This is a genomic window from Skermania piniformis (assembly GCF_019285775.1).
Classification (GTDB): domain Bacteria; phylum Actinomycetota; class Actinomycetes; order Mycobacteriales; family Mycobacteriaceae; genus Skermania; species Skermania pinensis.
In genome coordinates, this window is record NZ_CP079105.1 from 3882442 (window position 1) to 3905598 (window position 23157).

The 23157-nt window shown below is 69.8% G+C and carries 17 protein-coding genes; 11 read left to right on the plus strand and 6 right to left on the minus strand.

From position 1 onward, the window contains the following. Positions 1-3 precede the first annotated feature (3 nt). The 5 genes from KV203_RS18200 (at position 4) to KV203_RS18220 (ending at position 6970) form a co-directional block, all read left to right on the plus strand. The gene (locus KV203_RS18200) at positions 4-1521 is read left to right on the plus strand and encodes an ABC transporter permease (RefSeq protein WP_066469623.1); all 1518 of its coding nucleotides are present in this window, start codon (positions 4-6) and stop codon (positions 1519-1521) included. Continuing rightward, positions 1518-2597 (plus strand): ABC transporter ATP-binding protein, encoded by a 1080-nt coding sequence (locus tag KV203_RS18205; RefSeq protein ID WP_066469382.1) that lies wholly within the window; start codon positions 1518-1520, stop codon positions 2595-2597. The genes KV203_RS18200 and KV203_RS18205 overlap by 4 nt, the downstream gene beginning before the upstream one ends. Then, a complete protein-coding gene (locus KV203_RS18210) occupies positions 2594-5200 on the plus strand; it encodes an AMP-binding protein (RefSeq protein ID WP_246600214.1) in 2607 nt (868 codons plus the stop codon). Before KV203_RS18205 ends, KV203_RS18210 begins: the two co-directional genes overlap by 4 nt. Then, complete coding sequence (locus KV203_RS18215) at positions 5193-6440, plus strand: esterase/lipase family protein (protein WP_066469380.1); 1248 nt, start codon at positions 5193-5195, stop codon at positions 6438-6440. Before KV203_RS18210 ends, KV203_RS18215 begins: the two co-directional genes overlap by 8 nt. A 242-nt stretch (positions 6441-6682) precedes the next feature. Continuing rightward, the gene (locus KV203_RS18220; RefSeq protein WP_066469377.1) at positions 6683-6970 is read left to right on the plus strand and encodes a hypothetical protein; all 288 of its coding nucleotides are present in this window, start codon (positions 6683-6685) and stop codon (positions 6968-6970) included. Positions 6971-7000: 30 nt separating this feature from the next. On the opposite strand, the gene KV203_RS18225 is transcribed toward KV203_RS18220, so the two are convergent. Further along, complete coding sequence (locus KV203_RS18225) at positions 7001-8227, minus strand: thiolase family protein (RefSeq protein ID WP_083529994.1); 1227 nt, start codon at positions 8225-8227, stop codon at positions 7001-7003. A 518-nt stretch (positions 8228-8745) separates the two neighbouring features. On the opposite strand from KV203_RS18225, the gene KV203_RS18230 reads away from it, so the two are divergent. The 5 genes from KV203_RS18230 to fabG all read left to right on the plus strand — a co-directional run bounded on the left by KV203_RS18230 (position 8746) and on the right by fabG (position 14966). After that, positions 8746-9573: a hypothetical protein gene (locus tag KV203_RS18230; RefSeq protein ID WP_066469370.1), complete on the plus strand. Its 828-nt coding sequence runs from the start codon at positions 8746-8748 to the stop codon at positions 9571-9573. A gap of 79 nt (positions 9574-9652) precedes the next feature. Then, a complete protein-coding gene (locus tag KV203_RS18235) occupies positions 9653-11617 on the plus strand; it encodes a fumarate reductase/succinate dehydrogenase flavoprotein subunit (RefSeq protein ID WP_066469369.1) in 1965 nt (654 codons plus the stop codon). 15 nt (positions 11618-11632) lie between these two features. Further along, the gene (locus KV203_RS18240; RefSeq protein ID WP_066469368.1) at positions 11633-12379 is read left to right on the plus strand and encodes a succinate dehydrogenase/fumarate reductase iron-sulfur subunit; all 747 of its coding nucleotides are present in this window, start codon (positions 11633-11635) and stop codon (positions 12377-12379) included. Positions 12380-12469: 90 nt separating this feature from the next. Next, positions 12470-13996 (plus strand): DHA2 family efflux MFS transporter permease subunit, encoded by a 1527-nt coding sequence (locus tag KV203_RS18245; protein WP_083529993.1) that lies wholly within the window; start codon positions 12470-12472, stop codon positions 13994-13996. Between the two features lie 217 nt (positions 13997-14213). Then, positions 14214-14966, plus strand: coding sequence for a 3-oxoacyl-ACP reductase FabG (gene fabG, locus KV203_RS18250; RefSeq protein WP_066469362.1), 753 nt, complete (start codon positions 14214-14216; stop codon positions 14964-14966). Between the two features lie 37 nt (positions 14967-15003). On the opposite strand, the gene KV203_RS18255 is transcribed toward fabG, so the two are convergent. From KV203_RS18255 to KV203_RS18265, 3 genes are read right to left on the minus strand one after another with little or no spacing between them, the layout of a single operon-like run. Next, on the minus strand, positions 15004-15855 hold the full coding sequence (locus KV203_RS18255) for a DUF4097 family beta strand repeat-containing protein (RefSeq protein ID WP_066469357.1): 852 nt from the start codon (positions 15853-15855) through the stop codon (positions 15004-15006). A 39-nt stretch (positions 15856-15894) separates the two neighbouring features. Next, positions 15895-16368: a toxin-antitoxin system HicB family antitoxin gene (locus KV203_RS18260; protein WP_066469355.1), complete on the minus strand. Its 474-nt coding sequence runs from the start codon at positions 16366-16368 to the stop codon at positions 15895-15897. Between the two features lie 52 nt (positions 16369-16420). Next, on the minus strand, positions 16421-17365 hold the full coding sequence (locus tag KV203_RS18265) for a DNA-3-methyladenine glycosylase family protein (RefSeq protein WP_066469354.1): 945 nt from the start codon (positions 17363-17365) through the stop codon (positions 16421-16423). A 166-nt stretch (positions 17366-17531) separates the two neighbouring features. Here KV203_RS18265 and KV203_RS18270 point away from each other — a divergent pair, with 166 nt between their 5' ends. Next, on the plus strand, positions 17532-18509 hold the full coding sequence (locus tag KV203_RS18270) for a DUF389 domain-containing protein (RefSeq protein ID WP_066469353.1): 978 nt from the start codon (positions 17532-17534) through the stop codon (positions 18507-18509). Positions 18510-18519: 10 nt separating this feature from the next. Here the strand turns inward: KV203_RS18270 and KV203_RS18275 are convergent, their stop codons facing one another. Further along, positions 18520-22005, minus strand: coding sequence for an indolepyruvate ferredoxin oxidoreductase family protein (locus tag KV203_RS18275; RefSeq protein WP_083529977.1), 3486 nt, complete (start codon positions 22003-22005; stop codon positions 18520-18522). A 195-nt stretch (positions 22006-22200) separates the two neighbouring features. After that, positions 22201-23136 carry a pirin family protein gene (locus tag KV203_RS18280; protein ID WP_066469617.1) on the minus strand — a complete coding sequence of 312 codons (936 nt, stop codon included), beginning with the start codon at positions 23134-23136 and terminating at the stop codon, positions 22201-22203. Positions 23137-23157 lie beyond the last annotated feature (21 nt).

Consider the following 23157-nt stretch of genomic DNA (forward strand, 5'->3'; position numbering starts at 1 on the left):
CGGATGCGCCCCGGACCGTTTCTCACCGTCCCGGTGACGCTGCTCGCAGCCGGGACACTGATCCCGCTCGGCTACGTCGTCTGGTCGTTTGCCGACACCGGGTGGGACCGGGCCTACCGGCTGGTGGCCCGGCAGCGGGTCGCCGAGCTGCTCGGCAACACCGCAGCACTACTGCTTGTCACCGTACCGCTCTGCGTGGTGCTGGCCGTGACGGCGGCCTGGCTGGTCGAGCGCACCGACCTGCCCGGCCGCGCCTGGTGGGCGCCGGTGTTCGCCGCGCCGTTGGCGGTTCCGGCCTTCGTGAACAGCTACGCCTGGGTCACCGCGATCCCGTCGGCGCACGGGCTCGCACCGGCCGTTCTCGTCGCCACCCTGTCCTACTTTCCGCTGATCTACCTGCCGGCCGCGGCCACCCTGCGCCGGCTGGATCCGGCGATGGAAGACGCCGCCCGATCGCTGGGCTCCGGATCGTTCGGAGTGTTCTTCCGGGTCGTCGTGCCACAGCTGCGGCTGGCCGTGCTGGGCGGCGGCCTGCTGATCGCGTTGCATCTGCTGGCCGAGTACGGCGCATTCGCGCTGCTCCGCTTCGACACCTTCACCACCGCGATCTTCGAGCAGTATCAGTCCACCTTCGCCGGGGCCGCGGGCAGCATGCTGGCCGGCGTGCTCGTGCTGTGTTGCCTGGTGTTGCTGATCGCCGAGGCCGGGGCCCGGGGCAACGCCCGCTACGCCCGGATCGGCGCCGGCGCGCCGCGACCGAACCCACCGCTCCGGCTCGGCGGGTACACCGTCCCGGCGTTGGCGTTCCTCGGCGGACTCGCCGCCCTGGCGCTCGGCGTACCGATCTGGACGCTGGCCCGTTGGCTGCGGATCGGCGGCGCCGCGATCTGGTCGATCGACGACATCGGCAACGCACTCGGCCAGACGATCGGACTGTCCGCCGCGGCGGCGGCGATCGCGGTGATCGCGGCATTTCCGGTGGCCTGGGTGGCCGTCCGGTATCGCGGCCCGCTGGCCCGAGCGGTGGAGGGCAGCAATTACGTGACCAGCGCGCTGCCCGGAATCGTCACCGCACTGGCATTGATCACGATCTCGATCCGGTACGCCCGGCCGCTCTATCAGACGGTGCCGCTGGTGCTGTTCGCCTACGTGTTGATGTTCCTGCCCCGAGCGCTGGTCAGCCTGCGAGCCGGGCTGGCCCAGGCGCCGATCGCGCTGGAGGAGGCATCCCGGTCGCTCGGCCGGTCGCCGGCGGCCACGTTCGCCGCGATCACCGCCCGGCTCACCGCCCCGGCCGCCGCATCCGGCGCCGCGCTGGTGTTCGTCGCGGTGGCGACCGAACTGACCGCGACGCTGCTGCTCGCGCCGACCGGCACCCGCACCTTGTCCATGCGGTTCTGGTCGTGGAGCAGCGAACTCGACTACGCCGCTGCCGCACCGTACGCGGTGATCATGGTGCTGCTCACCCTGCCGGTGACCTACCTGCTCTTCCGGCAATCCCGAAAGGTGGCCGGCGGATGAGCGAGATCGTCGTGACCGACCTGGCCAAATCGTTCGCCGGCCAACCGGTGCTGCGCGGGGTGGATCTACAGCTGGCCGGCGGCCGGCGGACCGCCGTGATCGGGGCCTCCGGCAGCGGCAAGACCACCCTGCTCCGCTTGATCGCCGGATTCGAGACCCCGGACGCCGGGTCGGTGACGATCGACGGCGAGACCGTCAGCTCGAACCGGACCTTCGTCCCCCCGCACCGCCGCCAGATCGGCTATGTCGCCCAGGACGGTGCGTTGTTCCCGCACCTGAGCGTGGAGCAGAACATCGCCTACGGTCTGCCGGCCGCCCAGCGTCGCCGCCGGGCCGGGGCCGATCGGGTGCGCGCGCTGCTCGACATGGTGGCGCTGCCCGCCGACTTCGCCCGCCGCCGGCCACACGAACTGTCCGGCGGCCAGCAGCAGCGGGTTGCGCTGGCCCGGGCACTGGCCCGGCAGCCGGTATTGATGCTGCTGGACGAACCGTTCAGCGCACTGGACGCCGGGCTGCGGGCGGCGACCCGAGCGGCGGTGGCGACGACCCTGGCCGAGGCCGGGGTGACCACGCTGCTGGTCACCCACGATCAGGAAGAGGCGCTCTCCTTCGCCGATCGGATCGCGGTCATGCGGGCCGGCCGCTTCACCCAGGTCGGCACCCCACAACAGGTGTACGCGCAACCGGTGGACCGGTTCACCGCGGCGTTCCTGGGCGACTGTGTGTTGTTGCCGGCAACCATCGACGGCGGCGTCGCCGACTGCCTGCTGGGCCGGATTCCGGTGGCCGGCAACGCGAGCGGCGCCGCGACGGTCATGCTCCGGCCGGAGCAGCTGGTCACCCGTGCGGCACACCCGGACGGCACCGCCGTCGCACACCCGGACGGCACCGTCGTCGCCACCGAATTCCTCGGCGCCGAGATGAAGCTGACCGTCGACCTGGCCGGTACCCCGGTCGCGGTGCGCCAGGCCAGCGTGATCGGGACCGCGCTGCACAGCCGGGTGCGCATCGATGTGCAGGGCAGCGCGATCGCCTTTCCGGCCGATCTCGCCGGTAACGGTCACCCACCACCGTGACCGATCCGCTCGGTCTGCTCGAGCGGTTCCGGGCATACGGTTCGCGACCGGCCGTACTCGTCCCGGACCGGGTGGTCGGCTACGCCGAGCTGGCGGACGCGGTGGCGGCGACGGCCGACCGGCTCGGCCCGGTCCGCCGGCTCGTGGCGATCACGGCGCGCAACGACCTGGCGACGCTGACCGGCTACCTCGGGGCGCTGGCCGGCGGGCATGCAGTGCTCCCGCTCACCCCCGGCGCAGACAGTACCGAGCTGCTGGACCGTCATGCCCCCGACGTCCTGCTGGACGGCACCGAACCGGATCAGCGTCGGGCCGGCACCCGGCATCGACTGCACCCCGAGCTGACGCTGCTGCTCAGCACGTCCGGCTCGACCGGCGCGCCGAAGCTGGTCCGATTGTCCGCGACCAACCTGACGACGAACGCCGCGGCCATCGCCGAGTACCTGGCGATCGGACCGGACGACCGCGCGATCACCAGCCTGCCGTTCGCCTACTGCTACGGCCTGTCGGTGGTGCACTCCCACCTGTTCACCGGGGCCGGACTGATCGTCACCGACCGGTCGGTGACCGACGAGCAGTTCTGGACGCAGTTCGAGCGGCACGGCGGCACCAGCCTGGCCGGCGTTCCGTACACCTTCGAGCTGCTGGAACGGACCGGATTCGCCGAACGCGCGCTGCCGCGGTTGCGGTATCTGACCCAAGCCGGCGGCCGGATGGAGCCGCAACGGGTCCGCCGGTTCGCGCAGCTCGGCGCGGATCGCGGCTGGCAGCTGTTCGTGATGTACGGCGCCACCGAGGCGACCGCCCGGATGGCGTACCTGCCGCCGGAGCTGGCCGCGCGCCGCCCGGAATCGATCGGCCGGCCCATCCCGGGCGGTGAGTTCCGGTTGGACCCGGTCGACGAACAGCCGGACGACACCGGCGGTCGAGACGACCCCAGCGCCGAAGCCGGCACCGTCGGTGAACTTGTGTACCGCGGGCCGAACGTGATGCTCGGTTACGCCACCGGGCCGGCCGACCTGGCGGCAGGCGCGACGGTGCACGAGTTACGCACCGGCGATATCGCCCGGCGCGACCCGGACGGGCTGTACCAGGTGATCGGCCGGCGCAACCGGCTGGCCAAACTGTTCGGTCTCCGGATCGATCTGCAGCGGGTCGAGTCGGCACTGGCCGCCGCGGGCATCCCGGCAATCTGCGTCGACGACGGCGCCGGGATGTTGCTGGTCGCGGTCACCGGCTCCGACAGTCGCGCCGAACGCGTGGTGACCGAGTCGACCGGGCTGCCGGCTACCGCCGTCCGGCTGCTCCGGCTCGACGCGCTGCCCCGACTGCCGAACGGGAAACCCGACCTCCACCGGGTTCGTGCGCTCGGTGCGCAGCCGGCAGCCGACGTGGTCGCCGCCCCGGTAACCGGCGCAGCGACCACCGTCGCGGCGATCCGCACCGCCTACGCCGAGGTGCTGCAGCTGCCGCTGGACCGGGTCGGCGAGCAGGCCAGCTTCGTCGGGCTGGGTGGCGATTCGCTGACCTATGTGGCGATGTCGGTGCGGCTGGAACGGCTGCTGCACCGGCTGCCGGGCGGCTGGCACACGATGACCGTCGCGGAGCTGGCCGCGTCGGCGCAATCGCGAACCCGACGCGGGATCGGCGCGACGGTCGAGACCAGCGTCGCCCTCCGGGCGGCCGCGATCGTGCTGGTGGTCTCGGCGCACGCCGGACTCTTCCAGTGGTGGGGCGGGGCGCACGTGCTGCTCGCCGTCGCCGGTTACAACTTCGCCCGGTTCCGGCTGACCGGGCGACCCCGGACCCAGCGGATCGGGCAACTGGCCCGCACCACCGCCTGGATCGCCGGGCCGACGATCGCCTGGGTCGCGGTGATCATGGTGGTCGGTGGGGTGCTCGGCGAGCACTACTACGGCTGGTCGAACCTGCTGCTAACGCAGAAACTGTTGGGTCCGCACGACAGCCCGACCGCCGGTCATCTCTGGTTCGTCGAGGTGCTGGTGTGGATTCTGATCGGCGCCGGCACACTGCTCGCAATACCCGCCGTCGATCGTTGGCAGCGGCGACGACCGTTCGCCGTCGCGGCAACGGTGCTGCTAGCGGGCCTGGCCGTGCGGTTCGGTCCGTTCGGAACCGGGCCGGGGGCGACCTACTCGCTGCTCGCGTTCTGGTTCTTCGCGCTCGGCTGGGCGGCCGCGGCGGCAACCGACCTGCCCCGCCGGCTGTTGGTCACGGCCGGGCTGGTGGTCGGTTTGCTCGGCTACTTCGACAGCGTCGGCCGCGGGCTGCTGGTCGGGATCGGCATCGCCGGGCTGATCTGGCTGCCCAATTTGCGCTGCCCGGCGCTGCTCGCCACGAGCGTCGGTGCCGTGGCCGAGGCCTCGCTGTTCGTCTACCTGGTGCATTGGCAGGTTTACCCGCTGTTCGGCGACCACCGCGGATTCGCCGTCGCGGCATCGCTGCTGGCCGGCGTGGCGTGCACCCGGGCGGTCACCGAGATACGCCGCGCCGCTCGGCAGCGGGCCGGGGGGCGCCGCAACAGTCCGGCAACTCACACCGAGCAAATCAGTGAACAGTCGTACACTATCGAACGTGCCTGAATCTTCTTCCGCATCCGAGACCCGGGCGCTGGCCCGACTCGCCGCCGTCGAACTGGCCGGTGCGGCGACCGGGGTCGGCGCGGTGCACCGCGCCATCTCCGACCGCGTGTTCGCCGGTGTCCGCCGCGGTGTCGGCCCGCCGGCCACCGCCGTGCAAACCGTGCACGACCTGATCGCCGGCGGCGTCTATCAAGCGATCAGCCAGACCTTGCAGGCCGGCGCCGAGCTCGCCGACGTCGCCCCCGGCTTGGATGCGCTCCCGGCACCGTCCGGCACCGACACCGGCGCCGGCCTGCTCGGGATACTGCACGGACTCCGCGGGGACGCGCTGACCATCGACGCGCCGGCACTCACGCCGCCGATGACCGTGCGCTGCGACAACGTCGTGGTGCCGCTCGATCGGCCGGGGCTGCGCGCCGCGTTCCCGACGGCCGGGCCACGGATCGCGGTGTTCCTGCACGGCTTGATGGAAACCGAACATGCCTGGCGACACGGCGAGGGGCCGAGCTACGCCGAGCGACTGGCCGCCGACCTGGGGTACAGCCCGGTGCTGCTCCGCTACAACACCGGCCGGCACATCAGCGACAACGGCGCGGAGCTCGACCGGCTGCTGACCGAACTGGTGTCCCACTGGCCGGTGCCGGTCACCGAGATCGCGCTGATCGGGCACTCGATGGGCGGTCTGGTCGGCCGCAGCGCCTGCCATTCCGCGGTCGGTGCCGACTGGGTCGATCTGGTCCGATCCACCGTGAGCCTGGGCAGCCCCCACTTCGGCGCTCCGCTGGCGCAGTTGGTGCACGTCGGCAGCGCCGCGTTGGCCTGGCTTCCGGAGACCCGACCGTTCGCCAACCTGCTGCGGCGGCGCAGCGCCGGGATCCGCGATCTGCGTGGCGGCTCGCTGGTCGAACAGGATTGGCGGGACCGCGACGCCGACGCGCTGGCTGCCGTCGCAGCGGCCGAGGTACCGCTGCTCCCGTCCGCGCGGCACTACTTCATCTCGGCCAGCCTGACCCGCAATCCGCGGCATCCGGTCGGCCGGATCGTCGGCGACGGCCTGGTGCTGGTGCCCAGCGCTCGCGGGCACAACCGCCGCCGGCAAGTCGGGTTCACCCCGGACAGCGGCATACATCTCGGCTCGACCAGCCACTTCGGGCTGCTCAACTGCGACGCCGGGTACACCGCACTCCGCGATTGGCTGGCCCCGACCGAGCACCCGGCCGACGTCGTCCGGAAAATCTAAAATTTTCTACGTGAAAAGGTAGAGAGATCGATACAACCGCATCGAGCCGCGGGACACCTGCCGTGATTCGCATCCGACAGTCGCGGACCCGTTCGTGAACCGGTTCACCGTCGGCGACCGGACGACGACGCTGCCGGAATCGGACCTGATCGGCCCGTGACGCGAACTCTTCCGGCGAGTTCGGGATCTGTCCCGTACTGTGGAGTAGGTCACATTTGGGCGTGTCGCTGGGAGGTTTCGCCATGGCGGATTCCGGAATCACCGATCTGCGCGAGACGATCGGTCACCTGGAACGGTGCATCGCCGCGCTACGTACGCAGTACGGCGACACCATCACGGTGCGACGGCTGGCGCTCGACGTCGAGCGACTCGACCTCGACACCACCGAGCTGGAGAAGGCGCCCCGGCCGACGCCGCACCGGCGGGGCAACGACGTGATCTACGTCCCGGACAGCAAGTTCGACGAGGACGCCTGGCTCGGCGCCCAGGACGAAGGTCTCGGCTTCCACTCTCGGGAACGGACCCGCTGACCTCGGGACGGACTCGCTGAGCGGACTCGCCTACCGGCGATGCCGCCCGGTGAGTCCGTAGCGGCTGCCGGAGGTGGTCCGGAACCGGGCTGGCCCCAGTCGCCTGCTCGGAGCCGGGGAGTTCGGTATCACCGGCCGCGGCATCGGCGCCGTTTCGACCAGCCGTGGGTCCGGCCGGAACGATCCCGCGGACTCGAACAAGGCCGCGATCCCATGGTCGGGCCCCATCGAGATCGCCTCCAGGCCCAGACTGCCGCCACTGCGGTACAGCTGGTGCACCATCGTGGTCATGATGCGCAGCCCGGCCGCACCTCCCGGGTCGCCCAGCGAGATCGCCGACCCGTTGACGTTGAGCCGACCGGCATTGTCCCAATCCCACTCGGCGAGCAACGCCAAGACCTCGACCGCGAACCCCTCGTTGATCTCGACCAGATCGAGGTCGTCGAGGGTGATGCCGATCTTGTTCAGCAACTTGGCCACTGCCGGCGCCGCGCCGGACCCGGCATCCGGGCCGTCCCGGCCGGCCGCGGCCCACCCGGCAAAGTACGCCATCGGGATCAGCCCGAGCTCGTCCAGCATCTCCTCGGCGACGACCAGACACGCCGACGCACCGACGTTACGGTTGCTCATATTGCCCGTGGTCACCACCCCGTTCGCGACGAACGGGCGCAATTCGGCAAGTCGCTCCGCCGAGGCGTCCAGGCGTACCCCTTCGTCCCGGGCGATCAGATAGGAATCGCGCTGATACGGCAGGTCGATCGGGACCACTTCGTCGCCGAAGCTCCCCCGCTGCCAGGCGTCGGCCGCCTTGCGATGGCTTTGCGCCGCAAACGCGTCCGCCGCCGTCCGGCGAATCGCATAGCGCTGCGCCAGCTCCTCCGCGTCGCGCACCGCCCCTTCGTCGATCGGGTCGGGCCCCGCTGCACCGCCCTCCACCCCACCGGCCAGCACCACGTCGGCGGCCCCGGTCTGGACCGTCATCGCCGCCGTGATCAGCGCCTGCAAACCACTCGCCCGCCGCCGTCCGGAATCGAGCCCGGCCACGGTAGCGGGTACCCCGTCGATCACCCCCGCGGCCAGTGGCTGGCTCGGCTGCGCCAACGCCATGTCTTCGATCAATCCCGCGTCGATCCCCGACCGATCGACGACGGCATCGAGTACGGCGCTGAGCAGGCGCTCCGGGGTGGCCTGGCCGAGCAGGCCGCCTTCAGCGCCACCCGGCGTACGGCACGGAGCGACGATGGCCGCTCGTCTCATCGTTCGCATGGTCCTCCTCGGGTCGAGCAGAACCCGAACGAGGCGAAGGTGGAACGCTGGCGCAGCCGAATCGACCGCGCCCGATCCGACGCCCGCCCGGTACCGAAAACGGCCGGATTCCGCCCCGTCCAACGCAACCGCGACGACACGACGCACCTCCTCTTAGCCACTCGAACCGACTCCTGCACAGCAGCCGCATCGATTCGGCAGCCAACAGAACGGAGCCCTGCCAGTGCCGACAAAAACCGGATGTTCACCCGGTTATCGGTCTGTTAATCGTACATCAATGCACTCAACCCGCAAGAACTACGTCATGAACCTTGTCGACGCCGCACAACACCAGCCGTCCAACGGTCGGCGCTCGGCCGGATCGCATACCCCGGCGAACGATCGCGCGCCGGGGCGTAGGGTGCGGTACGCCACATATCGATGCCGGAGGAGATCATGGTCACACCCGATAGGTCCGGCCGAAGCAGTCGCGTACTGGTCGACCGGCGCCGCACGACGGTCACCGCAGCATGACGGCCACATCGAACCGCGAAGGCGCGACCGGAATCTTCGGGCCGACCCGAGCGCGGATCGCCGAGCGCACGCTGCGAACCGACAATTGGTGGCTGTCGCCGCTGACCACCGGACTGATCCTGCTGTTCTTCATCGCCTACGCGACGGTTCGGATCTTCATGAACAGGTGGTACTGGGCGCCCGAGTACCACTATCTGACGCCGATCTACTCACCGTGCGTAAGCGCGTCGTGCGAGCCCGGATCCAGCCACTTCGGCACGTTCCTGCCCGAGATGCCGGTGTTCATCCCGATCTCGCTGATCACCTTCGTGGTCCTGGCCGGTTTCCGCGGCACCTGCTACTACTACCGCAAGGCGGGCTGGCGCTCGCTCTACCTCGCCCCGGCGGCCTGTGCGGTACCCGAGCCGCACAAGAAGTACACCGGCGAGAGCAAGTTGCCGCTGACCGGCCTGAACCTGCATCGCTACTTCTTCTACGGCGCCGTGTTGTTCGGCCTGATCAACATCTACGACGCGGTCCGGTCGTTCCACGGCGTCGACGGACAAGCCTTCGGTTTCGGTCTGGGCACCGTGATCATCTGGATCAACGTCGTCTGCCTGTGGCTCTACACCCTGTCGTGCCACGCGTGCCGACACGTCGTCGGTGGCCGGCTCAAGCATTTCTCCAAGCACCCGCTGCGGTACCGGTACTGGACGTTCGTCTCCAAGCTGAACACCCGGCACGGCCAGTTCGCGATGATCTCGCTGTTCACGGTGATCGCTACCGACGCCTACATCATGGCGCTGTCCGCCGGCTGGTTCGGCGACCTGCGCTTCGTCAACTGATCGGTCGTTGCACCTAGCCCGGAAATCGCCCCATCCTGCAGAACACACCCGCCCAGAAACCCCGAGGACCAGCGGCAACATGACCGAAGTGGATCGACATTCCTACGGCGCGCAACCTTACGACGTCCATCCCTACGACGTCGTCGTCATCGGCGCCGGCGGTGCCGGCCTGCGCGCCGTGATCGAGGCCCGGGAGCGTGGACTGTCCGTGGCAGTGGTGTGCAAGTCGCTGTTCGGCAAGGCCCATACGGTGATGGCCGAAGGCGGCTGCGCGGCGTCGATGGGCAACGCCAACTCGAACGACAACTGGCAGACGCACTTCAAAGACACGATGCGGGGCGGCAAGTTCCTGAACAACTGGCGGATGGCCGAGCTGCATGCGCGGGAGGCCCCGGACCGGGTGTGGGAACTGGAAACCTACGGGGCGCTGTTCGACCGGACCGCGGACGGCCGGATCAGCCAGCGCAACTTCGGTGGACACACCTGGCCCCGGCTGGCCCATGTCGGTGACCGGACCGGCCTGGAATTGATCCGCACCATGCAGCAGAAGATCGTCTCGCTGCAGCAGGAGGACTACGCCGAGACCGGCGACTACGAGTCCCGGATCAAGATTTTCGCCGAGTGCACGATCACCGATCTCCTGCTCGACGAGCAGCGGGTCGCCGGCGCGTTCGGCTACTGGCGCGAGTCGGGCTCGTTCGTTCTGTTCGAGACCCCGGCGGTGGTGCTGGCGACCGGTGGGATCGGCAAGTCCTACAAGGTGACCTCGAACTCCTGGGAGTACACCGGCGACGGCCACGCCCTGGCGTTGCGGGCGGGCGCGACGCTGATCAACATGGAGTTCCTGCAGTTCCACCCGACCGGGATGGTGTGGCCGCCCAGCGTCAAGGGCATCCTGGTCACCGAGGGCGTCCGCGGTGACGGCGGAGTGTTGAAGAACTCCGAGGGCAAGCGGTTCATGTTCGACTACATCCCGCCGGTGTTCAAAGGTCAGTATGCGGAGACCGAAGCCGAAGCGGACAAGTGGCTGGCCGACAACGATTCGGCCCGCCGCACCCCCGACCTGCTCCCCCGGGACGAGGTGGCTCGGGCGATCAATTCCGAGGTCAAGGCCGGTCGCAACAGCCCGCACGGCGGGGTCTACCTCGACATCGCATCCCGACTGCCGGCCGAGGAGATCCGGCGGCGGCTGCCGTCGATGTATCACCAGTTCAAAGAGCTGGCCGACGTGGATATCACGGCCGAACCGATGGAGGTCGGCCCGACCTGCCACTACGTGATGGGTGGCATCGAGGTCGACCCGGACACGGCCGCCGCCACGATCTCCGGCATCTTCGCCGCGGGCGAATGCTCCGGCGGCATGCACGGATCGAACCGGCTCGGCGGCAATTCGCTGTCGGATCTGTTGGTGTTCGGTCGCCGTGCCGGGCTGGGCGCGGCCGGCTATGTGCAGGGCCTCACGCGTCGGCCGACCGTATCCACCACCGATCTGACCGCAGCCATCGCGACCGCGCTGGCGCCGTTCGAGCGCGCGGTCGACGCGCCCGACAGCGAAAACCCGTACACCGTGCACGCGGAGCTGCAACAGACCATGAACGACCTGGTCGGCATCATCCGTAAACCGGAGGAGATGCGCGAGGCGATCCGCCGGCTCGGCGAGCTGCGGGACCGCTACCGCCGGGTCGCGGTAGCCGGCGACCGACACTTCAACCCCGGCTGGCACCTGGCGCTCGACCTGCGCAACATGCTGCTGATCAGCGAGTGCGTCGCCGAGGCCGCGCTGCTGCGCACCGAGTCCCGCGGTGGGCATACCCGCGACGACTTTCCGGCGATGGATCCGAATTGGCGCAACACCCTGCTGGTCTGCTCGATCGACCAGGCCGGACGAGCCGCCGACCCGCTGGTGCCACGGGTCACGGTGACGCTCGAGGAGCAGAAACCGATGCAGCCGGAACTGCTGGCCCTGTTCGACTTGGAGGAACTGGGCAAGTACTACACCGACGAAGAACTGGCCGGACATCCCGGCTCGGAAGGGTCGCGTTGAAATGAGTGACGCCAAATGACGTACCAGGGACAGTTCCGGGTCTGGCGCGGCGACCAGGACGGCGGCGAACTGCAGGACTATACGGTCGAGGTGAACGAGGGCGAGGTCGTCCTCGACATCATCCATCGGCTCCAGGCCACCCAAGCCCCCGATCTGGCGGTGCGGTGGAACTGCAAGGCCGGCAAGTGCGGGTCGTGTTCGGCCGAGGTGAACGGCCGGCCGCGGCTGCTCTGCATGACCCGCATGTCGACCTTCACCGAGACCGACCTGATCACGGTGACCCCGCTGCGCGCCTTCCCGGTGGAGAAGGATCTGGTCACCGACGTGTCGTTCAACTACACCAAGGCGCGTGAGGTCCCCTCGTTCACCCCACCCGCCGATCTGCGGCCGGGTGAATATCGGATGCAGCAGATCGACGTGGAGCGCTCGCAGGAGTTCCGCAAGTGCATCGAGTGCTTCCTCTGCCAGAACACCTGCCACGTGGTGCGTGACCATGACGAGAACAAGCCGGCATTCGCCGGACCGCGATACCTGATGCGAATCGCCGAGCTGGACATGCACCCGCTCGACGTCGCCGATCGGCGGGATGCCGCGCAAGACGAGTTCGGCCTCGGATACTGCAACATCACCAAGTGCTGCACCGAGGTCTGCCCGGAACACATCAAGATCACCGACAACGCGCTGATCCCGATGAAGGAGCGTGTCGCCGACCGGAAGTACGACCCGCTGGTGTGGCTGGGCAACAAGCTGTTCCGGCGCTGACCGAGCCACCGGCGCGCGACCGGTGATATCCGGCTGGCATTACGCCACCAAACCTGGAACGCTCAACCGGTGACTACTCCTCCGGATAATCTGACGTCGGCCGAGGAGCCGGCCGCGCCCGACCGCCTCGACGCCGCCGTCTACCGCACGGCCGGCGTCGTTGTGCTCGGCGCGATCATGGCGATTCTCGACGTCACCGTGGTCGGCGTCGCCATCCCGACCTTCCAGTCCACCTTCGAGACCAGCTACGCCATCGCCGCCTGGACGATGACCGGCTACACCTTGGCTCTGGCAACGGTGATTCCGTTGACCGGCTGGGCGGCCGACCGGTTCGGCACCAAGCGGCTGTACATGCTGGCGATCACCCTGTTCGTGCTCGGCTCGGTGCTGTGCAGCTTCGCCTGGGATATCACCTCGCTGATCACGTTCCGGGTGCTGCAAGGGCTCGGCGGCGGCATGCTGATGCCCCTCGGCATGACGATCATGACCCGTGCGGCCGGCCCGAGCCGAATCGGCCGGGTGATGGCCGTGCTCGGCATCCCGATGCTGCTCGGCCCGATCTGTGGACCGATCCTCGGCGGCTGGCTGATCGAGTCGGCGAGCTGGCACTGGATCTTCCTGATCAACGTCCCGATCGGGATCCTCGCGCTGATCGCCGCCTTCATCATTTTTCCGCGCGACCGGCCCAGCCCGTCCGAGTCGTTCGATTTCGTCGGCATGCTGTTGCTTTCCCCCGGGTTGGCACTGTTCCTGTTCGGGGTGTCATCGATTCCCGAGATGGGCACCGTCGCGTCCGCGCGGGTGTTGATCCCGGCGGTGATCGGGTTGGTCCTGGTCCTGGCGTTCGTCCGGCACGCGCTGCGCACCGAACAGCCACTGATCGATCTGCGACTGCTGGGCCGCAACCGGAATCTGGCGGTCGCGGTGGCCACGATGCTGCTGTTCGCGATGGCGTTCTTCGGTGCCGGTCTGCTGCTTCCCAGTTACTTCCTGCAGGTGCGTGGCGAAACCACCCTGCAGGCGGGCTTCCTGCTGGTGCCGCAAGGTCTCGGCGCGATGATCTCCATGCCGATCGCCGGCCGACTGGTCGACCGGATCGGCCCCGGCAAGATCGTGCTCACCGGGGTCGCCCTGATCAGCCTCACCATGGCGGTGTTCACCCAGGTGCACGCCGATACGCCGTACCCGCTGCTGCTCGGTGCACTGTTCGTGATGGGACTCGGCATGGGTGCCACGATGATGCCGGTGATGACGGCGGCGATGGCCACGCTCACCGACCACGAGGTCGCGCGCGGATCCACGTTGATGAATATCGTGAACCAGACCGCCGGCTCGATCGGTACCGCAATCATGTCGGTGGTGCTGACCAACCTGCTCGACAATCAGCAGTACGCCCAGGCGGCGATCGCGTCCCGGTTCGACCCGAGGATCGCCGCGCAGCTACCACCGGAAGCGCTGAACGACGGGTTTGAGCAAGCGGCGCGAGCGTTCGGCCACACGTTCACGGTGGCGCTGGTGCTGATCGTCGCGACGCTGATCCCGGCGTCCTTCTTGCCCCGACGCAAGGTGACGCCGCCGATTCCGGCCGAGGGCGCAGCGCCGGTCGTCGTGCACTGAACGACACGTGCACTGAGCGACGCAATGCCCACCGGCACGGGCCGCTGGGCATTGTGGTGTGGCTCGGCTACCAGCGATAGCCGAGCCACACCAGCAAGTACTCCAGCCAGGGTGGCAGTCCGGGATCGCGGATCATGATCTCGACGATACCGATCCCGGCCCGGTCTCGGGATCGCGCGATACTTGGTGATCTCTCGACGGAGCGGAGGACCAGCAGGTGAACGGACGAGTAGCAGTGGTGTCGGGCGCAGCCCGCGGAATCGGGGCGGCGGTGGCCACCCGACTTGCCGCAGACGGACTCGCGATCGGCGTGCTCGACCTGGACGCAGCCGCATGCACCAGCACCGTCGACGCCATCACCGCGGCGGGCGGACAGGCGATCGCGCTGGGCGCCGATGTCGCCGACGAGGCCGCGGTGCAGGCGGCGGTCCAGCAGCTGGCCGACGCCTTCGGTGGGCCGACCGTGGTGGTGAACAACGCCGGCATCACCCGGGACAACCTGCTGTTCAAGATGTCGGTGGCGGACTGGGACGCGGTGCTCGGGGTACACCTGCGTGGCGCCTTTCTGCTCACCCGGGCAGCGCAGGCGTACATGGTCGAGCAGAAGTGGGGCCGGGTGGTGAACCTGTCCAGCACCTCGGCGCTCGGCAATCGCGGCCAGGTGAACTACTCCGCGGCGAAGGCCGGCATGCAGGGTTTCACCAAGACGCTCGCGCTGGAACTGGGCCGGTTCGGAGTGACGGCGAACGCGGTCGCGCCCGGGTTCATCGCCACCGACATGACCGAACAGACCGCGGACCGGCTCGGTGTTCCGTTCGACGATTTCAAGGCTGCCGCCGCGAGCCAGATTCCGGTCGGCCGGGTCGGCGAGCCGGCCGACATCGCCAACGCCGTCTCGTTCTTCGTCGGCGAAGCCGCCGGTTTCGTGTCCGGCCAGGTGCTTTACGTGGCCGGCGGACCGAAGGACTGAGAGACCGAGGGCCCGAAGCCGGGCGGGCATCGGGCGATCAGGCGCGGCGCAGCACGATATCGCCGACCCCGGCGGTGGCGTGGATACGTACCGTCGGCTCGCCCGGCTCGGGCTCACCTGCGGATTCCAGGTCGCTGCGGACCGCGCCGAGCCGTGCCTGCACATCCAGCCAGGCTGCCGTACCCTCCGCCACGCCCACCTCGATCCCGCCGAAGGCGGCCGCGGCCGTGACCGTGCCACCGGCGACCGAGCCCAACCGGATGTCGCCGGCCGAGGTATTCGCCCGCACATCGGTGGTCGCCCGCCCGACCCGCACCCGGCCCGCCGAGGTGGCCAGCCGCAGCGGCGCTGTGGCCGCCTCGACCACGACGTCGCCGGCCGCGGTGGCGGCATCGAGCTCGGCGTCGGCCCGGTCTACTCGCACGCTGCCGGCCGCGGTGCGCAGCTCGGCGACCGCCGCGGCGTGCGATACCCGCACGTTCCCGGCCGAGGTCTTGGCCCGCAGCTGCTCGACCCGATCCAGCGTGATGTCGCCGGCCCCGGTTTCGATGTCCACGGCGCCGAGCCGACCATGCGCCGTGACGTCGCCCCAGCCGCGCACTTCCAGCGCCGAACCGGCCGGAAGCTCGAGGTCGACGTCCACCCGGTCGTTGCCGCCGAACACGATCCGGAATCCGGTCCGGGGCGGGCGCGGCGACCGGACGGTCAGCCGGCCGGCCGCGTAGTCGACGACGATCTGACCGGCCAGGGCGACATCACCCGGTCGACCCGGATTGTGTGGCCGGACCTCGACTGTCGTCGTGGCGGCGGCCGTGGCGCGCACGCCGAGCCGGACGCCGGCTACCTCGACCGACACCGAAATCGGCTGCGGAGTGGAGAACTCGGGCATGACGGATACTCCTGATTCGTTCGTTCCGGGATATGCGGTTCAGCGAGCCCAACCGGTGTGCCGCCGGCCGAGCGGCGGCGCCGACGGCTCGACCAGGGCGGTGAGCTGTCGCACCAGCCAGGCATTGATCGACAGGCCGGCACCCGCGGCCGCGGCCTCCACCTTGGTTTTCAGGCGCTCCGATACCCGGAGACTGAGTCGCACCGTGGTGCCGTCGTCCGGCTCGGCCGGATCGTTCGGCGGTGCTGGAACAAGCGGCCCCGCGGCGGCCGGCGATCCGGTGACCACGAAATCCACGTCGCGACCACGGAGCCGGACGTCGACCGTGCCGGGCGCGAGCTCGCGGCTGATCTCCGCGGCGGCCTCGACCACAGCGTCCAACAGCACCAGCCGAATCGACGACTCCAGCGCGGCGGTGAGCAGCTCGGCGGTCGCGACCGCGCTCTCGCCACCCGGTTCGGCCGCGGCCCGCAAATCACGGTGCAGCCGAGCGGCGTAAGGGAACACGTCCATGACGCCATGGTGGCACCATAATGGCGCCGTGGTCAAGAAATATGACGCCAGATCAGTGCCAGGAGTGGTCGGTGACCGCGGTGCGCGGACCGAACTTGGGCTTCACCGCGTGCCCGCCGACGACCAACAGCCGGATCGCCCGGTACCGGTGCGGCCGCAACGGCGCCAGGTGCTGCAGCATCTCGCCGTCGTCGAACGGCCGCCCGGCCAACGTCCAACCGATCATCGCGGCCAGGTGGAAATCGCCGACCGATACCGCATCGGCGTCGCCGAGCGCCCGCTGCGACACCTCGGCCACCGTCCAAGGACCGATTCCGGGGACGGCCGACAGCCGGCGCTGGATCTCACTCGGCGGGCACCCGGGCTGATCGAACCGATCCGCGACCCGGGCCGCGGCCACGATCGCCCGGGACCGCTCCGGCCCCACCCCGGCCTGATGGAACACCCAGGACGGCACCATCCGCCAGGCCGCGGCGGCCGGCGGCACGGTCAGCCCGGGCGGCACCGGCCCCGGCGCGGGTTCGCCGTACCGGCGCACCAGCAGCCGCCAGGACCGGCGGGCGGCGATCCCGTGCACCTTCTGCTCCAGGATGGTCGGAACCAATGTCTCGAACACCCGCCCGGTGCGCAACATCCGCAGTCCCGGGAACCGCCGGTGCGCGTCGGCCACCTTGGGCTCGGTCGGGGCGAACCCACTCAGATCCTCGTCCAGGCAGAACAGCTCCGGCAGCGTCTCGACGAACTCCTCCGCACCGGGACCCCAAGCCCGGCAGCCGATCTCGTCGCGGGCACGCTGAGTGAGCCGGTAGCTGACCGGACCGGTCCGCACGCGCGACGCACGCCAGATCGCGCCGTCCGGGGTGCCGATATGGCACGGGTCGCCGGTCCCGCGCTGCAGCGGCCACAAGGTGGTCGCGAGGTCGACCGGCACCGGGGCGCGCAGCGTCCGGGCCGTTCCGGACGGCGGTTCGGACCCAGCTGGTTCGGCGACGGACACAGGTTTTTCCTCCCGAGGAGCGACGGTACCGGTGGCCGCTTCGCCGAGGGAGCTCCGGTGTCACCATCGGCCGAGAACCGATCGCCATCAGTGCTCCCTCGGCACTCCCCCGGCAATAGGCTTGAGCGGTAGGCACGCGCGGGACGCTCGGGAGGTTTGCGTGGGCATGGATGCGGCCAACGTCGCGCGGATGCGGGATCAGCTCTTCTTCGACGGTGACCACCGCGGCCGGCAGACCTCCAGGTACTGGATTCTGCTGCCGCTCTCCGGGGTGATCGCGGCGGCCGGGATCGTCGCCGACTCCACCGCGACGGTGATCGGGGCGATGATCGTTGCGCCGTTGATGGTCCCGATCATCGGCACGGCGCTCGCAGTGGTGCTGGCCGATCGGCGGAACCTGATCCGCAGCCTGGCCATGTCGGTCGCCGGAGTCGGCGTCGTGATCGCAATCGGCTGGTTGCTCGGCCTGACGATCGACACCCCGATCGTCGCCGCCACCAACGATCAGGTGGCGGGCCGGGTGCAGCCGCGGCTGATCGATCTGCTCGCCGCACTCGCCACCGGCGCGGTGGGCGCGGTGGCCGTCGCCCGCAAGGACATCTCCGACACGCTGCCCGGCGTGGCCATCGCGATCTCCCTGGTGCCGCCGCTGGCGATCATCGGACTCACGCTGGAATCGGGCAAGCCGGACGAAGCGATGGGCGCGCTGCTGCTGTTCACCACCAATGTCAGCGCGATCCTGGTGATGGGACTGCTGGTGCTGACGCTGTACCGCGTGCAACGCTTCGCGACCACACCGACCGACGGCGAGACGGTTCATCGCAAGCGCGCCGCGCTCACGATCGTCGCGGGCCTGCTGGTGATCAGCGTTCCGCTGGCGGCCACCTCGGCCCAGATCGCCTCGACCCGCAACACCGAGTCCGACGTCCGCCGGGTCGCCGAGGCCTGGGGCAAGCAGACCGGGTGGACCATTGCCGAAGTGGTCACCGAACCGAGCGGGGTACAGGTGCGGGCAGTCGGGCCGATGCCGGAGCCGAACACCGACGAGCTGCGCCGGGCCTTGATCGCCGCCGGCCTCGGCGCCGAGGAGATCTCGATTCTGCTGGTACCGAGCCAAAGCGTGACCCTCACCGGGTCGAAGTGAGCGCGGCGCGTCACATCGCGGGCGGGGTCACGCCCAACTTCTGCAGCCGCTCTCGGTACCGCTCGACATTGCCGAGCTTGACCCCTTCGTAGCCCCGGACCAGATCGGCCAGCTCGGCGATCTGCACCGCACGGTCGTAGTCGGCGGTCAGCTCGTCGCTGAGCCCGACGACCAGCGCGCGGTAGTGCGATAGCAACGCCCGCTCGACCCGCCGCAGATGCGCGTATCCGAACGGGTCGAGCCGGGTGCCGCGCAGCGTCTTACCCTTGGCCAGCACCCGCAGCGCAACGTGCGATCGCGGCCCGAAACCGATCTTGCGGCGCCGGCCGAGCGCCCGCAGCACCGGCGGGTGCAGTCGATAGGTCAACCCGGTGCCGCCGGGCACCTGGGCCGCCACCTCGTCGGCGAACGCCGGGTCGACCAGGCGCCGCGCCACCTCGTACTCGTCCTTGTAGGCGGTGAACTTGTACAGGCCACGCGCCACGGCCGCGCTGAACTCGGTCCGCGCCCCCGCCGCCCGTTCCGCCCGCCAGACCCGCTCGACCACCGTCAGGTACTCCCGGGCCACCCGCGCACTCTGGAATCCGACAAGTTCGGCGGCGCGCAGCTCGGCCAGCCGGCGGGTCTCACCGGTGCAGCTCAGCTCGGCGAAAAGATCGACCGGGACGGCGGTCCGGGCACGCGCCGGGCGCGCCGGAGTGGTCGCCGCAGCAAACTCGGTGGGCGCCGCGATCGCGGCCCGACCCCACCGGAATGCGGCGATGTTGGCCGGTACCGCGACCCCGTTGAGCGCGATCGCCGCCTCGATCGCCGGCGCCGGAATACCCAGCGCCCCGACCTGATACGCCGCGCCGACCAGCAAGAAGTTGGCCGCGGTCGTGCTCCCGAACAACTCCTGCGCGGCGGCGAGCGCGTCGAACGAGTGCACCGCACGGGCGGCTGCGGTCAACCGGTCGAGCAGAACCGCATCCGCTGGGTAGGCCCGCGCCGGGTCGGCCACCATCGCCCCGGTCGGGGTGCGTCCGGTGGACGCGATCGCGACCGTCCGGTCCGATCCGGCAAACCCCAGATACCGCTCGTCGGTCGCGGTGAGCAGGTCGAAGGCCAGCAGGCAATCGGCACTGCCCGGGGTCAGCCGGTTGGCCGGCTGCACCGGCGCCGGCCCGAACCGCAGGTGCGATACCACCGGGCCCGCCTTCTGACTCAGCCCGGTCTGATCCAGGCTCGCCACGTCGTAACCGGCCCGCAACGCGGCGGTGGCCAGCACCTGGTTCACCGTGACGATGCCGGTGCCGCCGATCCCGGCGAGCAACACGTTGACCGTCGCCGACAGGTCCGCCGGACCGGCCGGCTCGGCAACCGTCGGCGGCTCCGGCGCCGACCGGGTCGGCGCGGTGGGCGGGTCGGTCAACTCGACCGTGGCGAACGCCGGGCAATCGCCGTCCAGGCAGCTGTAGTCGGTGTTGCACGAATTCTGCTCGATCCGGGTCTTCCGGCCGAACTCGGTCTGCACCGGCTGCACCGACAGGCAGTTGCTCTTCGTTCCACAGTCGCCGCACCCCTCACACACCGCCTCGTTGATCACCACGCGGGTGCGCCGAGCCGGCAACTCGCCGCGCTTGCGCTTGCGCCGGGCATCCGCCGCGCAATGCTGGTCGTAGATCAACACGGTGACCCCGGGGATCTCCCGCAGCATTCGCTGCGCCTCGTCCAGCCGGTCCCGATGCAGCAGCAGCGTCCCCGCGGCCAGCTCCCGCGGCCGGTAGCGGTCGGGCTCGTCGGCGCAGATCACCACCTTGCGCACCCCCTGGCGGAGCAACGTGTGGCTCAGCACCGCCGGGCCGAGCGCACCCGCCGGGTCCTGGGCGCCGGTCATCGCGACCACGTCGTTGTAGAGCAACTTGTAGGTGATGTTCACCCCCGCAGCAACACAGGCCTGGATCGCCAGCTGACCGGAATGGAAGAAGGTCCCGTCGCCGATGTTCTGGAACAGGTGCCCGGTGTCGGTGAACGGAGCCTGACCGATCCACTGCGCGCCCTCACCACCCATCTGGGTGACCCCGGTGACCGCACTGGCAGCGCGATCGGACAACGTGACCATGATGTGGCAGCCGATCCCGCCGGCCGCCGCCGATCCCTCCGGCACGACGGTCGAGCGGTTGTGCGGGCAGCCGCTGCAGAAGAACGCGCCGCGGCGGGCCGACAGCACGTCGAGCCGCAGCGGGGGCGGCAGCGGCCGGCGCACCGGCAGATCGTCGTGCAACACCCGGAACAGCGGGTCCAGCAGCCGCCCGGCAGTCAGCTCACCATCTGCCGGGAACAGCGGTCGGCCGACCGCGTCTCGTTTGCCGAGGACGCGGGGGGCGTCGGCGACGTCGTAGAGGATCTCGCGGATCTGCGCCTCGATGAAGGCGGTCTTGTCCTCGACCACGATCACCCGGTCCAGACCGGCCGCAAACTCCCGGATCGATGCCGGGACCAGGGGGAACGGCATCCCGATCCGCAGCAACCGCACTCCGGCGGCACCGAGCTGCGACTCGGTGACACCCAGGTCGAGCAGGGCCTGGCGCAGCGCGTCGTAGGTCGGCCCGGCGGCGGCCAGCCCGATCCGCGGCAGCGCCGGCTCGAGCTCCACGACGTCGAGCCGATTACGCCGACCGTACTCGGCGACCATCGCCCAGCGCGGCCCGTACAGGTCGGCCTCGGCCGCCAGGCTGTCCGCCGGCGCCTGCATCGACCGCTGCCGATAGCGGTAGGGTTTGCCGGCCCAGATCAGATCGGGCACGACGATGTCGACCTCGGCAGCGGCCGAATCGACCGGCCAGGCACCGTCGGCAACATCGGCGACGATCTTCAACGCGACGATGCAGCCGGACGCGCGGGAGAGGGCGACCGCGTGCAATCCCATGCCGACGATCTCCCGGGCATTACGCGGAAACAGCACCGGGATGCCCAGCGCGGCGAGCGAACGTTCACTGACGGCCGGGACGGTGGACGACTTGGCCGCCGGATCGTCTCCGACGTACAGCACCATGCCACCGGTCGGGTGGACGCCGAACATGTTGGCGTGCCGGAGGGCGTCGGTGGCCCGGTCCACCCCGGGCCCCTTGCCGTACCAGACCCCGACCACCCCGTCGTGGGTGGTGGTCATCGGGCCCTGACTACCCCAGACCGCGGTCGCGGCGAGCTCTTCGTTCAGCCCGGGAACGAACGTGATGTCGTGTTCGGCCAGCACCCCCGGCATCGCCGCGAGCATCCGGTCCACCCCGCTGAGCGGGCTGCCCTGGTAGCCGGAAACGAAGGTTGCGCTCCGGTTGCCGCTACGTAGGTCACGGACGTGCTGCTCGACCAGCTGGCGAGCGATCGCCTGCACCCCGGTAAGCAGAACCGCGGCCGAGCCGGGCCGGAACCGGTCGTTCAGGTCGTATCGGTCGTCTGCCCGCCGCGAGGTCGGGACGGTCTCGGCGGGATAGCCGCGGTCGGCGATGTCGGTCATCGGTACCACCCATCGATTTCGAGCTGCCGGGTTGCGACGCGCTCGCGTTGAGCATTCGGTACCGCCATGCTGGACCTGGGTGGGCGGCCTGGCAAGCGAGTCGATGGTGACTGAGCAATCTGCACATCATGTGGCAGCGATCACAGTAGCTGCCTTTGCAGTCTGTGCAGTGATCAACAGTACCGTATGTCCGGATCAACCGCGTGATCTCAGCCGCACCGTGGGTAATGGAGGCGCCGGAATCCAATCGGTCGGGTAGTCGGGAACCACCCCGAACCGCAACGTATCGGCGGTTCCGGCCAGCTCAGCCTGCCATTGCCGGCGGTAGCCGACGATGTCCTCGTGCGTGCGGCCGATGAAGTTCCACCACATCACGATCTGCTCACCGAACGGCTCGCCGCCGAGCAGCAGCAGCCGCGCCGGCTCGGCACCGGCCGCCACCCGAATCCGCCGGTGGCCGGGCGGTAGGTAGGCCAGCTCACCCGGTGCCAGCAAATGACCGTCCAGCACCGCTGCGGTATCGGCCAGCAGGCCGTGCTCGAACGCCGGGTCGACCGCGAGCTCGAGCACGCCGCCGGCGTGCACCCGCAGCTCCGCGCCGAGCAGCGGGGTGAAAGTCCGTACCGGCGACGTTCGGCCGGCCAGCGCGCCGAGGAACACCAGCGCCGACCCGCCGGGCAGCTCGACCGGCGCGGGCGCGTAGTGCTCGAAGCCCGGTTCGGTATCCCGGGCCGCCGCGGGCAACGCCACCCACAGCTGCGCCCCGTGCAGCACGGCCGTATCGGGCGTGGAGACCTCCGAATGGGCGATCCCGCGGCCGGCGGTCATCAGGTTCACTTCGCCGGGCCGGACCAGAGCGTGACTACCGGTGCTGTCCCGATGCTCGATCTCCCCGCGGAACAGCCAACTCACCGTCTGCAGACCGGTGTGCGGGTGCGGCGGCACGACCATTCCGCCGGTCGTCGCCACCCGGTCCGGGCCGTAGTGGTCGGCGAAGCACCAGGCGCCGATCAGCGACCGCTGTCGTTGCGGCAAGGTCCGACGAACGGGCATCGCCCGGAGCCCGCCCAGCGGCACCAGACGCGGGGTCAAGATCTCCAGTTCACCGGACTCCGGCGGATCGTTACGCATCGCTTCGATCACTTCCCGGCC

What these genes read in the sequence shown, in the direction of transcription:
- KV203_RS18200 (WP_066469623.1), top strand. Translation starts at nt 4, where the DNA reads ATGCGCCCCGGACCGTTTCTCACCGTCCCGGTGACGCTGCTCGCAGCC.
- KV203_RS18205 (WP_066469382.1), top strand. Translation starts at nt 1,518, where the DNA reads ATGAGCGAGATCGTCGTGACCGACCTGGCCAAATCGTTCGCCGGCCAA.
- KV203_RS18220 (WP_066469377.1), top strand. Translation starts at nt 6,683, where the DNA reads ATGGCGGATTCCGGAATCACCGATCTGCGCGAGACGATCGGTCACCTG.
- KV203_RS18225 (WP_083529994.1), bottom strand. Translation starts at nt 8,227, where the DNA reads ATGAGACGAGCGGCCATCGTCGCTCCGTGCCGTACGCCGGGTGGCGCT.
- KV203_RS18230 (WP_066469370.1), top strand. Translation starts at nt 8,746, where the DNA reads ATGACGGCCACATCGAACCGCGAAGGCGCGACCGGAATCTTCGGGCCG.
- KV203_RS18235 (WP_066469369.1), top strand. Translation starts at nt 9,653, where the DNA reads ATGACCGAAGTGGATCGACATTCCTACGGCGCGCAACCTTACGACGTC.
- KV203_RS18240 (WP_066469368.1), top strand. Translation starts at nt 11,633, where the DNA reads ATGACGTACCAGGGACAGTTCCGGGTCTGGCGCGGCGACCAGGACGGC.
- KV203_RS18255 (WP_066469357.1), bottom strand. Translation starts at nt 15,855, where the DNA reads ATGCCCGAGTTCTCCACTCCGCAGCCGATTTCGGTGTCGGTCGAGGTA.
- KV203_RS18260 (WP_066469355.1), bottom strand. Translation starts at nt 16,368, where the DNA reads ATGGACGTGTTCCCTTACGCCGCTCGGCTGCACCGTGATTTGCGGGCC.
- KV203_RS18270 (WP_066469353.1), top strand. Translation starts at nt 17,532, where the DNA reads ATGGATGCGGCCAACGTCGCGCGGATGCGGGATCAGCTCTTCTTCGAC.
- KV203_RS18275 (WP_083529977.1), bottom strand. Translation starts at nt 22,005, where the DNA reads ATGACCGACATCGCCGACCGCGGCTATCCCGCCGAGACCGTCCCGACC.
- KV203_RS18280 (WP_066469617.1), bottom strand. Translation starts at nt 23,136, where the DNA reads ATGCGTAACGATCCGCCGGAGTCCGGTGAACTGGAGATCTTGACCCCG.